This is a genomic window from Streptococcus pseudopneumoniae ATCC BAA-960 = CCUG 49455, assembly GCF_002087075.1.
Lineage (GTDB): Bacteria > Bacillota > Bacilli > Lactobacillales > Streptococcaceae > Streptococcus > Streptococcus pseudopneumoniae.
The window spans coordinates 64791-77656 of record NZ_MWSM01000018.1; the positions used below are offsets into that span (position 1 = coordinate 64791).

The 12866-nt window shown below is 41.5% G+C and carries 13 protein-coding genes and 1 tRNA gene; all 14 read right to left on the reverse strand.

Annotated features, from left to right (window positions below):
- Positions 1–117 precede the first annotated feature (117 nt).
- Positions 118–189: transfer RNA gene (locus B4W83_RS04690), tRNA-Arg, on the reverse strand.
- Positions 190–254: 65 nt separating this feature from the next.
- The gene (locus B4W83_RS04695) at positions 255–1241 is read right to left on the reverse strand and encodes a GMP reductase (RefSeq protein WP_000931154.1); all 987 of its coding nucleotides are present in this window, start codon (positions 1239–1241) and stop codon (positions 255–257) included.
- A gap of 202 nt (positions 1242–1443) precedes the next feature.
- On the reverse strand, positions 1444–2223 hold the full coding sequence (locus tag B4W83_RS04700; RefSeq protein WP_000160496.1) for an L-threonylcarbamoyladenylate synthase: 780 nt from the start codon (positions 2221–2223) through the stop codon (positions 1444–1446).
- A 27-nt stretch (positions 2224–2250) separates the two neighbouring features.
- Positions 2251–2844, reverse strand: a complete 594-nt coding sequence (leuD, locus tag B4W83_RS04705) for a 3-isopropylmalate dehydratase small subunit (RefSeq protein ID WP_000410635.1) — start codon at positions 2842–2844, stop codon at positions 2251–2253.
- A 9-nt stretch (positions 2845–2853) separates the two neighbouring features.
- The gene (leuC, locus tag B4W83_RS04710; RefSeq protein ID WP_000147085.1) at positions 2854–4236 is read right to left on the reverse strand and encodes a 3-isopropylmalate dehydratase large subunit; all 1383 of its coding nucleotides are present in this window, start codon (positions 4234–4236) and stop codon (positions 2854–2856) included.
- A gap of 3 nt (positions 4237–4239) precedes the next feature.
- On the reverse strand, positions 4240–4509 hold the full coding sequence (locus B4W83_RS04715) for a DUF1294 domain-containing protein (protein WP_000762443.1): 270 nt from the start codon (positions 4507–4509) through the stop codon (positions 4240–4242).
- A complete protein-coding gene (gene leuB, locus B4W83_RS04720) occupies positions 4506–5543 on the reverse strand; it encodes a 3-isopropylmalate dehydrogenase (protein WP_000162518.1) in 1038 nt (345 codons plus the stop codon). Before leuB ends, B4W83_RS04715 begins: the two co-directional genes overlap by 4 nt.
- An 11-nt stretch (positions 5544–5554) precedes the next feature.
- Positions 5555–7117, reverse strand: coding sequence for a 2-isopropylmalate synthase (locus B4W83_RS04725; RefSeq protein ID WP_001261079.1), 1563 nt, complete (start codon positions 7115–7117; stop codon positions 5555–5557).
- Positions 7118–7431: 314 nt separating this feature from the next.
- Positions 7432–8088 carry an MmcQ/YjbR family DNA-binding protein gene (locus B4W83_RS04730; protein WP_000461574.1) on the reverse strand — a complete coding sequence of 219 codons (657 nt, stop codon included), beginning with the start codon at positions 8086–8088 and terminating at the stop codon, positions 7432–7434.
- A 43-nt stretch (positions 8089–8131) separates the two neighbouring features.
- Complete coding sequence (locus tag B4W83_RS04735) at positions 8132–8764, reverse strand: copper homeostasis protein CutC (RefSeq protein WP_000638793.1); 633 nt, start codon at positions 8762–8764, stop codon at positions 8132–8134.
- Between the two features lie 92 nt (positions 8765–8856).
- Positions 8857–9216: a YbaN family protein gene (locus B4W83_RS04740; protein ID WP_001237214.1), complete on the reverse strand. Its 360-nt coding sequence runs from the start codon at positions 9214–9216 to the stop codon at positions 8857–8859.
- Positions 9217–9228: 12 nt separating this feature from the next.
- Positions 9229–9375 (reverse strand): hypothetical protein, encoded by a 147-nt coding sequence (locus B4W83_RS13345; RefSeq protein ID WP_000693518.1) that lies wholly within the window; start codon positions 9373–9375, stop codon positions 9229–9231.
- A 98-nt stretch (positions 9376–9473) separates the two neighbouring features.
- Complete coding sequence (gene topA, locus B4W83_RS04750; RefSeq protein WP_000179656.1) at positions 9474–11561, reverse strand: type I DNA topoisomerase; 2088 nt, start codon at positions 11559–11561, stop codon at positions 9474–9476.
- Positions 11562–11726: 165 nt separating this feature from the next.
- Positions 11727–12770 carry a TIGR00341 family protein gene (locus B4W83_RS04755; RefSeq protein WP_007284808.1) on the reverse strand — a complete coding sequence of 348 codons (1044 nt, stop codon included), beginning with the start codon at positions 12768–12770 and terminating at the stop codon, positions 11727–11729.
- Positions 12771–12866 lie beyond the last annotated feature (96 nt).

Here is a 12866-nt window from a genome sequence, read left to right on the forward strand (position 1 = left end):
ATATCTACGGTAAGGCGACGTTGACGTGGTTTGAAGAGATTTTCAAAGAGTATTAGGAGCAAATTTGGGGCAGGATAAAGAAAAAAGCCCTATTAAAGGCTTTTTAGGATGTTTACATCCACCCTGAGGGAATCGAACCCCCATCTCAAGAACCGGAATCTTACGTGATATCCATTACACTAAGGGTGGAAACTTGTTTTATTATAACAAAAATTTGCTCTAATAACAAGTTTTTTCTAGTGAGATAGGCCGTCTTAGTGGGAAGCATCCCCATTCCAGATGGAGTTTTTCACGATAACATAATCAACATGTTTAAGGTCAGCAACCTGACGTCCACCTGCATAAGAAATAGCACTTTGAAGGTCTTGTTCCATCTCAGTTAAAGTGTCTTGCAGATGACCTTTGGCAGGAAGCAAGATACGTTTGCCTTCCACATTTTTGTAAGCACCCTTTTGATATTGTGAGGCTGAACCGTAATATTCTTTGAACTGTTCACCATCGACTTCAATCGTTTTCCCTGGACTTTCGATGTGTCCTGCAAAGAGGGAACCAATCATGACCATGCTGGCACCGAATCGGATAGACTTGGCAATATCACCGTGAGTACGAATTCCTCCATCAGCGATAATCGGTTTACGCGCAGCCTTGGCACACCAACGGAGAGCAGCCAACTGCCAACCACCTGTACCAAAACCTGTCTTGACCTTGGTTATACAAACCTTACCAGGACCAATTCCGACCTTAGTCGCATCCGCACCAGCATTTTCCAATTCACGCACAGCTTCTGGTGTTCCCACATTTCCAGCAATGACAAAGGTATCTGGCAATTCTTTCTTGATGTGTTGAATCATAGAAATCACGCTATCCGCATGACCATGAGCAATATCAATAGCGATATACTCAGGAGCATCAGCCTTGAGCTGGCTAACAAAATCATACTCATAGTCCTTAACACCGACAGAGATAGAAGCAATGAGTTCTTGATCGTGCATGCGTTTAATAAAAGGAATGCGTCCTGCCTCATCAAAACGGTGCATAATGTAGAAGTAACCACCTTTAGCCAGTTGCTCTGCTACATTTTCATCCAAAATCGTCTGCATATTCGCTGGCACAACAGGTAGTTTAAAGGTGTGATTTCCTAAAGTGACACTTGTATCCGCTTCTGCACGGCTTTTAATGACACATTTATTTGGAATCAATTGAATATCTTCGTAATCAAAAATTGGAAATTCATTTAACATATCGATGTCTCGTTTCTTTTGTAATGACCTACCTATGCTCTCGCATCACTACGCCTTTTCCGACGTTTCCTTAATTTATTATAAACTAAAGTACAGTTTTTGTCAAATAATTTTATAAATTAAATTATATTGTTCGGGTTTTACTTGTGTTATAAAACAAATGAAAGAGGAGAGATTATTTTCTCCCCACTTCTTCTCTATCCTAATAATACTCACCCTGGCGGTAGTCCCATGAGTTAAAGGTGTCTGACAGGTGCATCATAATCTTATCAATGTCAAGCCCTTTGCGGATTACAACTGGAGCTGGTGAAGTTGAGCGTGCTCCTCCTTGTTCTGGGATGAGTTTGCCGTCTTTATCGACCATAGAGACCATCACACCTTGCTCGTAGCGCGTTTCAATCGTTTTGTCAGGTTGGATGGATGCCACATAGTCGTCTGCTTCGATGACAAGGTCTACAGCTCCTTCGATACGTTCTCCGATACCTTCTACCTTACCACGGTTTCCTTTTCCAGATGGGTTTGCAGATGAAGCGTAAACCATTTTGCCTTCTTCCCAAAGTTTGGCAGCCAATTGTTCACCAGCTTTCCCAAATTTGATAACAAAACAGCTAGTGCCACGCACATCAGTCATCAGTTCTTCACGGCCATCACCGTATGCTTTCAGTTTTTCAAAGGCTTCTGGTTTCCAAGGTAGGATACAACCAAGAAGAATATCTTCATCCCAATGTTTTTGGTAGAAGGCTTCAATTTCTGGGTTGAGTTGTGCTAAGGCGCGAAGCTCATCCATGCTACCACAGAGAACAACACCTGGTTTGTTACGGTTACGTTCTTTGGCTTCAAACTTACGTTCAAGACCAGCCTTATCGCTAGTCATGATGATGTAACCAACTTTAGTAGGGCAAACAATACAACCGCCCTCACCTTTTAAAATATCATAGCCTTCTTGTGAAAGTGTTCCCTTCCATTGAATGTGTTTTGTCATAGTTCTATTTCCTTTTCTATTTTTCTTCTAATCCTGCCAGTAGGCTGGTCGTTGTTTTTCATAAGCAGCAATCAAATCTTCATACTGCAAGGTAATACCGATATCATCCAAACCATTTAAGAGCTTGTGTTTCCACTCGCTATCGATTTCAAAAGTGAATTCTCCAATTGGTGAGATGATTTTTTGTTGTTCCAAGTCCACAGTTACCTGGTCACTTGGTTTTAGCTGGGCTAGTTTCTCTCTAACCTCTCTGGGCTGAACAATAGGTAACATGCCATTATTGAGTTCATTATTGTAATGAATGTCACCAAAAGATCCTGCAATCACGACCTTAAAACCATAGTCTGCTAAGGCCCAAGCTGCGTGTTCCCTAGAAGACCCTGCCCCAAAGTTATCCCCTGAAATGAGAATACTAGCTTTCCGATATTCAGGTCGGTTAAAAACAAAGTCTGGATCCTCAGTATAGAGATCATCCAGATAACGCCAAGCATACATGAGGTACTTACCAAAGCCTTTTTTATCAATTAACTTGAGAAACTGCTTGGGTAGGATTTGGTCGGTGTCGATGTTATCATTCATGAGAGGAACGGTCGTTCCCGTATAAACTGTAAATTTCTCCATATCCTCTCCTTACTGGGCTTCTGGCATTTTCCGAACATCTACAAAGCGCCCTGCAATAGCTGCTGCTGCTGCCATGGCTGGACTGCAGAGGTGGGTCTTAGCACCAAAGCCTTGTCTGTCTTCAAAGTTGCGGTTGCTTGTTGAGGCACAGTGAACACCATCAGGTACCTTATCAGGATTCATCCCTAGGCACATGGAGCAACCCGGGTCTCTCCACTCAAAGCCAGCGTCTAGGAAAACCTTGTCCAAGCCCAACTTCTCAGCAGCTCGTTTGACAGGACGAGAGCCTGGAACTACGATAGCCGTTAAGTTAGGAGCTATTTTCTTCCCTTTGACAAATCGAGCAGCCAGCTGCAAATCACTGAGTCGAGCATTAGTACAAGAACCGATAAAGATATAACCTAGTTCAATATCCGCTGGCTTTTGACCAGGCTCCAAATCCATATAATTGTAGGCTCGTTCATCATTCATATCTTTGATTTCTGGGAAACTACTGTCAAAGTCAACACCCATAGCAGGGTTGGTTCCCCAGGTCACCATAGGAGCCAAGTCTGAAACATCCATCTGGATAACCTTATCATAAACAGCATCATCATCACTGACAATTGTTTTCCAATCCGCCACAGCCTCTTCAAAGTCCTCTGGAACACATTCTCGTCCCTTGAGATAATCATAGGTGGTTTGGTCCGGATTCATGATTCCCATCTTAGATCCAAACTCGATGGACATATTGCAGATGGTCATTCGCTCTTCCATGCTCAGTGCATCAATCGCTTGTCCACGATATTCCACCACGTAGCCAACGCCGCAAGCAACGCCGTACTTGGCAATCAAGGCTAAAATGTAATCCTTGGAATAAACTCCCTTTTGAGGAACACCTGTAAATTCCACCAGCATTTTCTTGGGTTTGACCTGCCAGAGTGTCTGTGTCGCAAAGACATGTTCGACCTCACTGGTCCCAATTCCAAAGGCGATTGCTCCGAAAGCTCCGTGAGTTGCTGTGTGGCTATCTCCGCAAACGATGAATTTCCCTGGTTGGGTTCGTCCTGTCTCTGGACCAACCATATGAACGATCCCCTGTTTTTCAGAACCGTGGGCCGCATGTTCAATCCCAAACTCCTCAACATTTTCAGCAAGTTTATCAATTTGCGCCTTGGAAATAACATCTCGAATATCGTAGATATTGACTGTCGGAACATTGTGATCAAAGGTTCCAAATGTCAAGTCTGGTCGTCTCAATCTACGACCTGCGTCTCGTAGTCCTTGAAAGGCCTGAGGACTGGTCACTTCGTGGATATAGTGCTGGTCCACATACATGAGTTGGGGCTGCCCCTCTTCTCCTGTGATAACATGACGATCCCATAATTTATCAAAAATCGATTTTCCTGTCATCCATTACCTCCAAATAAAATATAAGGCTACTAGTGTGGTCACCATCCCAAGAAACCAAACTATTTTAAAGTACCATTTTCGAGTCTTGTGGTGAAAGATGATTCCTGCTAGCCAGGCACCAAAACCACCACAAGTAAAGGCCAAAATAAGTAAGATTTTCTCAGGGATGCGCCAAGCTCTTCTCCTTGCCTTGGATTTGTCAATGCCATAAATCAAGAAAACCATGACATTCCAAATCAAAAGGACTAGAGTAATTTTTTCGTCTAACTTCATAACCTTGCAATAATAGCTTCCGTCATTTCCTTGGTCGAAGCCTGTCCACCTATATCTCTTGTTAAAACACCAGCTGCCAAACTTGCCTCAACAGCACGCTCGATACGCTCTGCATCCTCATAACGTCCAAAGCTATCTCTCAACATCATGGCCACTGATAAAATCATGGAAATAGGATTTGCAATTCCTTGACCTGCAATATCAGGAGCTGAACCGTGAATGGGCTCATAAAGACTTGGTCCATTTTCAGAATGACTGGCTGATGGCATAACCCCAAGTGTGCCAGATAGAACGCTTGATTCATCAGATAGAATATCTCCGAAAAGATTCTCCGTCACGATGACATCAAACTTGGCAGGATTAGTAATCATAAGCATGGCAGCTGAGTCGACTAACTGGTGTTCCAAGGTCACATCTGGGAAATCCTGCGCGACTTCCTCAGCTACTTTCCGCCAGAGTTTTGAGGTCGCTAGAACATTTTGCTTATCGATACTAGTAACGATTTTTCTGCGATTTCTTGCGATTTCAAAGGCTTTGCGAATAATTCGCTCTACTTCCTCATAGCTATAGTCGTTAATATCACGCGCTTTACGCTCTTCAAGGATATGATCTCCAAAGTAAATCCCGCCTGTCAACTCACGCACCACGACAAAGTCTACACCAGCAATTAGTTCCGGTTTGAGAGGGGACAAATGCTTGAGACTGTCAAAGATTTTTACAGGGCGAATATTAGCGTAAAGATTGAGTTCCTTACGGAGAGTTAGCAAGCCTTGTTCAGGCCGAACCACTGCTCCATCATACTGAGGACTACCGATAGCCGCTAGGAGAATGGCATCTGCTTCACGACATACATTGAGGGTTTCATCAGGTAAAGGATGCCCTGCAGCATCAATACCTGCACCTCCAAAAGGTCGTTTGTCTATTTCATAGTCAAAGCCTGTTTTTTCAGCTAGAGCTTCCAGAACCTCTAAACCAGCCTCCATGATTTCTGGGCCGATTCCATCCCCTGCTAAAGCTACTATTTTCTTTGTCATAGCATTCTCCTTTACACACTAGGCATATCGCGATAGGAAACGCTACGTCCCATCTCACCAGCATTCTCTTTTTGAACAAAGGTATTAGCGTTTATATAGGCAATAGCCGAAGCCTTCAACACATCGAAATCAAGACCTGCTGCGTTAAATATGGTCTCTGTATCTCTGTTTTCAACAGTGACCAAAACCCGAGCTTGGGCATCGATTCCATCCGTTACCGCATCAATGGTATAGGACACCAAGCGAACGGATTGGTTAAAGAACTTGTCGATAGCGTTAAAGATCGCTTCAACGGAACCTTGACCTGTCGCATTAAATTCGACCTTCTCACCATCCATATTGGCTAGGCTAACGAGCGCTTCAATGTCATTATCTGCATGGGTTTGAAGTTGTAAATCATCAAAATGGAAGCCTTCTGGATTTTCAACCATGGTTCCAGCTACCAGCGCACGAATATCTGCATCTGTGATTTCTTGTTTCTTGTCGGCCAGTGCCTTGAACTTAGCAAAGAGTGGTTTGATATCCTCTTCTGTAAAATCTAGGGCTAGTTCTCTCAGCTTCTCAACGAAGGCATGGCGACCAGACAATTTTCCAAGCGGAAGACTATTACTCTTAACACCAACCAATTCAGGGGTGATAATCTCATAAGTGAGAGGATTTTTAAGAACTCCATCTTGGTGAATACCAGATTCATGAGAAAAAGCATTACCACCAACCACAGCCTTGTTTTTAGGAACTGGAATTCCTGAGAAGCGAGAAACCATTTCTGACGTATTGATGGTCTCATTTAGGACAATACTGGTTTCTGCTTGGTAGTAATCTTGGCGAATATTGAGAGTAACTGCTATTTCTTCCAAAGAAGCATTTCCAGCTCTCTCACCAATACCATTGATGGTTCCTTCAACACGTTCTGCCCCATTATTGACGGCAGCAAGGCTATTTGCCACTGCCATTCCAAGGTCATCGTGGCAGTGAGGCGAATAGATAATCTGACGATCCGTCTTGACATTCTCAATCAAGTATTTGAAGATAGCACCGTACTCCTCTGGCGTGGTAAATCCAACCGTATCAGGGATATTGATATAAGACGCCCCTGCATCAACCGCTGTTTGAACAACTTGTAAGAGGAAATCCAACTCTGTTCTAGTCGCATCCTCAGGAGAGAATTCGACCACTTCAAACTTAGAACGGGCATAAGAAACATGCTCCTTAATAGCTTCCAAAATCTCTTCCTTGCTCTTATTGAGCTTATACTTACGATGAATGGGACTGGTAGCGATAAAGACGTGAACTTGTGGATACTTGGCGTCCTTTAGGGCCTCGTAACAAGCATCAATATCAGACTTGACAGAGCGGGCCAGACCAGTTACCGCCGTTTTCTTCAAGGCCTTAGCAATCTCCTGCACTGCTGTGAATGAATCAGGACTCGCCGCCGGAAAACCAGCTTCAATGGCTGAAATACCCCATTTCTCAAGCTGCCTTGCTATGGCAATTTTTTCTTTGATTGAAAAGTTAACACCGGGTGTCTGCTCTCCATCCCGAAGGCTGGTATCTAGAAATTCAACTGTTCGCATAAGATTTCCCCTTTTCCAAATGTGATTTTAAAAAAAACATCTCGCTCAGAAACCCAAGCGAGATGTTGATTTACTCCCGCTTGGTAAGCCAAACAGGACTAATGCTTTTTGCACTAGCCCGAGTACCTCAACAACAAAGCGAATTGATTAAACTTAGCTGTTTTCATGTTTGACTTTCTCCTTCGTTTGATATCTTGTTAAGTATTTTAGCATAGGCAAAAGCACTTGTCAAGAAAAAATCAAATATTTTCTGAAAATTTCTTCAGTAGAGAATATTTAGCTAATTGAAAGTTCTTGAAAATCCTTGAAATGTTTCATTTTTTAATAGTTAAATTCCAGCTTCTTTCTATCAATTCCAGTACTTCTTCATCTGATAAAGTATCATCAAGCGCCGCACTAATCCAGTAGCGTTTATTCATATGAAAAGCTGGATAAATGCCCTTTTTTGAAAGTAAGTCAGCTACTTGGTCATGTTTAAGATTGACTGCTTCGACTAGACCTTCTTTTCCTTTATCAAGCTTGTCCCAAGAGATTTTCATCAAGACGGCATACCACTTTTTATTGCCTTCGTGTCTTAACACTGCTGTATCAGGCGATTTTTCCCATAGAAACTCCAACTGATTACCATACTTTTCCTGAATCTGAGCCATGATACGCTTAGTCTGAGGACAGATAAAATCCTGTACATCAAAACAAGCCTTCCGAATCTGGTAGAGAATCTCCAGACAAGCCTCACGGACACTTGCAACAAAACTTCCTGTCATACTTTCCATATGAACTTGAGGATAGAAGTCACCCATTTCCTGATCAAAAACCTGAAAACTCACATTATCAGTAGTGATGGACACAGTCATGACAAAATCACCCTGCAAAATCATGCAACTATAGGTCCAGACTCCACTATTTTCTACAAAACCAAAAGCATGAGCCTTTTCTTGGTTAAATTGATAGGATTTAAAAATTTCAAACATAAGTGAAAACTGCTACCCAAAGCTAGCAGTTCCTTTCTATTTTTTAAAAGACAACCTTGGTTCCGTGCAATTGTGTCACGCCAAGCTGGTCGATAAAGATTTGACGGTTGTCCAAGTCAATCCCCCCACCTGGTAGAATTTCAATCTTACCTTTAGCATGTTCCAAAATTCTGTGATAGTGAGCAAAACGCTTTTCTAGTGAATCGCCAGACACACCCGCACGAGTCAGGATACGAGTGACTCCAGCTTGACTAAGCCAGTCAATAGCTTCTAGTTGATCATCATCACTCAATTCATCAAAGGCCATGTGGAAGACAATTTCCATTCCTTTTGATGCAGCTATCAACTTCTCCAGATTAGTCTTATCCAACTTCTTATCAGCAGTTAAAGCCCCAAATACAACCCCTTGACTTCCAGCCTGAGCAGTCAACCGAATGTCTTCTAGCATAATAGCAATTTCTAGGTCATTATAGACAAAGTCACCACCACGTGGCCGAATCATAGTCATAATGGTCGTATCATAGTTAGCTGCCAGTTCAACAGCTGCCTTGGTCACTCCATAGCTTGGTGTTGTTCCTCCCACTGCTAGATTATCACAGAGTTCGATTCGACGAGCTCCAGCCTGCATCGCTTTTTCAAGCAGGGTCACATTTTCAGCACAAAATTCGTAAATCATTTGATTCTCCTTGAAGATTACTTTAAATTCATTATATCATATTATTGTGAATATGCTTTCATTTTTATCAAGGCAAATAACTACTATTTTAACTATTCTTTGTCTGGAATGACCTTGAAGAGATAATAAGTGATAAAGATGGTCAAAGCTCCCAGACCGATTTTGACTGGTAAGAGAGGTGCAAAATAAATGGAAATTCCCATCAAGATGTAGATAGACACGATGATTTTTTTCTTACGTTCACGCGCAATAGACTTGGTCTCACGAAAATCAGCTACATATGCTTGATAGAGCTTGGTATGATAAAGCCAATCTTCGAAACGCTTGGAACTTCTGGAAAAACAAGCAATAGACAGCAAAAGAAAGGGAGTTGTAGGCAACAAAGGTAAAACAACCCCAACAATAGCCAAGGCCAGTGATAAAAAACCAATTATCAGATAGATAAGACGCATAACTACTCCTAGTTAATACTCTTCGAAAATCTCTTCAAACCGCATCAACGTCGCCTTGACGTAGGTATGGTTCCTGACTTCGTCAGTCTTATCTGCAACCTCAAAGCAGTGCTTTGAGCAACCTGCGGTTAGTTTCCTAGTTTGCTCTTTGATTTTCATTGAGTATAAAATAATCCTCTTCTAGTCTCGCATAAAATGATGTATTTTGTCAAGTTCTAACCAAAAAGAGCCTGAAATTCACTTTCAGGACTCTCTTCTTATTTAATCTTTTCTTCTTCGTAGTCACCCTTGCTACAAACAACCTGCTTGCCACCACCACGGACTTTTTTCTCCATGAGGAAGTTTCCACATTTTGGACAGTCACGACCAACAGGCTTGTCCCAAGAGGTAAATTCACATTCTGGATAGCGATTGCAACCATAGAAAAGGCGATTGCGTTTGGTTTTACGCTCAATGATTTGTCCCTGATGACAACTTGGACACTCAACACCAATCTCTTTCACAATTGCTTGGGTATGGCGGCAATCTGGGAAATTGCTACAAGCGTAGAACTTACCAAATCGACCAAGTTTAATGACCATTGGACTGCCACACACTTCACAGTCAAATCCAGCTGGTTCATCCTTAATCTGGATTTTTTCCATTTCTTCTTCAGCCTTGGCCACTTCTTTAGAGAATGGTTTGTAAAAGGCATCAATAACACGTTGCCACTGCTCTTTTCCGACTTCGACATCATCCAGCTTGCCTTCCATTTCAGCTGTGAAGGTCACGTTTACGATATCTGGGAAATATTCAACGATGAGCTTGTTAACAATTTCTCCCAACTCTGTCGGTTCAAAGCGTTTGGCTGCAAGGCGAACATAATAACGTTTCTGAATAGTTTCAATGGTCGGTGCGTAGGTTGACGGACGTCCAACACCATTTTCCTCCAAGGTCTTAATCAATGTCGCTTCAGAATAACGAGCAGGCGGTTGAGTGAAATGTTGCTCTGGTTTGCTATTCACCTGCTTAACCACATCTCCAACAGCCATATCTGGTAACATTTTATTCTTGTCAGAATCATTATAAATGGCAAGATAACCATCAAACTTAACCTGACTACCATTAGCAGCAAATTGAACACCATTTTGCGACAATTTAACAGCCATGGTATCAAAGACAGCAGCTGTCATCTGACTCGCTACAAAACGATTCCAAATAAGAGTATAAAGCTTGAGCTGATCCTTATCCAGATACTTAGCAATACTTTCCGGTGTGTTAAAGACACTTGACGGACGAATAGCCTCATGGGCATCCTGAGCACCTGATGCATTTTTGACCTTGCTACCATGCTTAGAATACTTGCTACCAAAACGGTCTGTAATGAAACTTGCTGCTTCGTTCTGTGCCACTGGACTGATACGAGTCGAATCAGTACGCATATAGGTAATCAAACCTTGCACACCAGAACCGATATTGATCCCTTCATAGAGCTGTTGGGCAACCATCATGGTTTTTCGAGTACGGAAGTTAATTTTATTGGCAGCATCCATCTGCATAGATGAAGTGGTATAGGGTAATGGAGCATTGCGCTTGCGCTCTTTCTTATCTACCTGATCCACTGAAAAATCTTTGCTAGTCAGACGAGACAAGACTTCCTTGACCTCATCATTGCTAGTCAGTTTCAACTTTTTGCCGTCTACTCCATAGAAGGAAGCCTGAAATTGCTTGGTTCCCTTTTTAAAGACAGCATCAATTGTCCAGTATTCTTCTGGCTGGAAGGCATTGATTTCATTCTCACGATCAATGATGAGTTTAAGCGCAATAGACTGAACGCGACCTGCTGACAAGCCCTTCTTGACCTTCTTCCACAAAATAGGCGAAATCGAATAGCCTACCAAGCGGTCTAGGACACGACGAGCCTGTTGGGCATCGACCAAGTCCATATCAATCTTACGAGGTTCTTTAAAAGCATTTTTGACAGCATCTTTGGTGATTTCATTGAAGACCACACGGTTAGCATCATTTTCATCCAAGTTGAGAATATGGGCCAAATGCCAAGAAATCGCTTCTCCTTCACGGTCCGGGTCACTCGCCAGAAAAACTTTATTAGCTTTTTTAGCTTCTTTTTTCAAGTCATTGATAAGAGGGCCTTTTCCTCGGATATTGATATATTGCGGTTCATAATTATTTTCAATATCGACGGACATACTGGATTTCTTCAAATCACGGATATGCCCGACACTGGCTAAAACCTTGTAGTTTCTGCCTAGATATTTTTCAATCGTCTTGGCCTTAGCAGGCGACTCCACGATGACTAGATTTTTTTTAACTGTTGATTTTTTCTTTTTTGTTGCCGTAGCCACAGTATCACACCTTTTCAAAGTAATAAACTTTATAAAGTGTAAACCATTTTTTGAACCCTGTCAAGACTTAGCTACTATAATAGAAGAAAAGTTTATACTTAAGACTTCAGTCTTCCTTTGATATACATAGAAGACTCACGAGAAAAACCAGCTATTCTCAAGAAATTATTGTTCCTCAGACTCTGTATCAAATTTATTGGCTTTTTCCTTTTCTTTTGCTTCCTTATCCTTGATATACTGGAAGAAATACTCCACCAGTTCTTCCTTACTAAGTTGTTCTGAATCAGACAATTGGGAAACTTGAACAGAAACATCACTTAAACCATAGTCACCTCTCTTACTGGAAATCATATCGAGTTCTTCTTCTGTCAAATAATTTCCTGAAATGGTTAGCTTTAGGGTATGAGTCTTTTTAGAATAGATTTTTTTCAAAATATTATGCCCCTGAAATTGCTCTGATATAAATTTCTTAAGGGACTCTTTTTTCAACGTTTCTCTCACTAAAGTCGTTGCAGAGATAAAACTCGGAATCATCAGCAAAACAGCAACTAGAAGCAAAATCCTGCGCATTTTAGAGTCTTCTTCATTATCTTTAAAATAATGTTTCTTAACCATCATCAACCTAACACCTATATAAGTCGCAATGACAATAAAGCTACAATTGATGAGGAATAGGTAAGAGGAGCCTATGATAAATTTTAGATTAGCAGAAGCAATAGCATAACCTACTGTACAAAGAGGAGGCATCAAGGCGGTTGCAATAGCAACACCAGGAACAATATTATTGGTCTCTTTTTTCCTAGCACCAATAATACCTGCTATCCCTCCTACAAAAGCAATGAGAACATCCCAAATAGTCGGAGAGGTTCTAGCAACAATCTCCGAACTAGCATACGAAATGGGAGAAAGATAAAAATAAAGTGTTGAAGCTATTAGACTGGCAAGAATTTGAATAGCTAATATTTTAAAAGATTTTCTTAACAATTTAAAATCAAATATAGCTAGAGAGAGCCCCACTCCCAGAATAGGTGTCATCAAAGGAGAGATTAACATGGCTCCAATAATCACGGGAGTCGAATCCATATTTAATCCGATAGAGGCGATAAGCATGGCACATAGTAAAATCGCTAAATCACTTCTGGAAAGTTCTAATTCTTCATATATTTTATTTCTAAATTCTATCAACGAATACAGTTTATTATTTGTCACAAATATCTTCCTTTCCCAGCTAACTAGTCGCTAATACTCTTCGAAAATCTCTTCAAGCCACGTCAGCTTCACCTTTCCGTAGATATATGTAACTGA

Excerpts from the sequence above, each read along its gene's own strand:
- B4W83_RS04730 (WP_000461574.1), bottom strand. The coding sequence starts at position 8,088 with ATGTTTGAAATTTTTAAATCCTATCAATTTAACCAAGAAAAGGCTCAT.
- leuC (WP_000147085.1), bottom strand. The coding sequence starts at position 4,236 with ATGACAGGAAAATCGATTTTTGATAAATTATGGGATCGTCATGTTATC.
- B4W83_RS13345 (WP_000693518.1), bottom strand. The coding sequence starts at position 9,375 with ATGAAAATCAAAGAGCAAACTAGGAAACTAACCGCAGGTTGCTCAAAG.
- B4W83_RS04695 (WP_000931154.1), bottom strand. The coding sequence starts at position 1,241 with ATGTTAAATGAATTTCCAATTTTTGATTACGAAGATATTCAATTGATT.
- B4W83_RS04700 (WP_000160496.1), bottom strand. The coding sequence starts at position 2,223 with ATGACAAAACACATTCAATGGAAGGGAACACTTTCACAAGAAGGCTAT.
- B4W83_RS04715 (WP_000762443.1), bottom strand. The coding sequence starts at position 4,509 with ATGAAGTTAGACGAAAAAATTACTCTAGTCCTTTTGATTTGGAATGTC.
- B4W83_RS04735 (WP_000638793.1), bottom strand. The coding sequence starts at position 8,764 with ATGATTTACGAATTTTGTGCTGAAAATGTGACCCTGCTTGAAAAAGCG.
- B4W83_RS04725 (WP_001261079.1), bottom strand. The coding sequence starts at position 7,117 with ATGCGAACAGTTGAATTTCTAGATACCAGCCTTCGGGATGGAGAGCAG.
- B4W83_RS04740 (WP_001237214.1), bottom strand. The coding sequence starts at position 9,216 with ATGCGTCTTATCTATCTGATAATTGGTTTTTTATCACTGGCCTTGGCT.
- leuD (WP_000410635.1), bottom strand. The coding sequence starts at position 2,844 with ATGGAGAAATTTACAGTTTATACGGGAACGACCGTTCCTCTCATGAAT.
- leuB (WP_000162518.1), bottom strand. The coding sequence starts at position 5,543 with ATGACAAAGAAAATAGTAGCTTTAGCAGGGGATGGAATCGGCCCAGAA.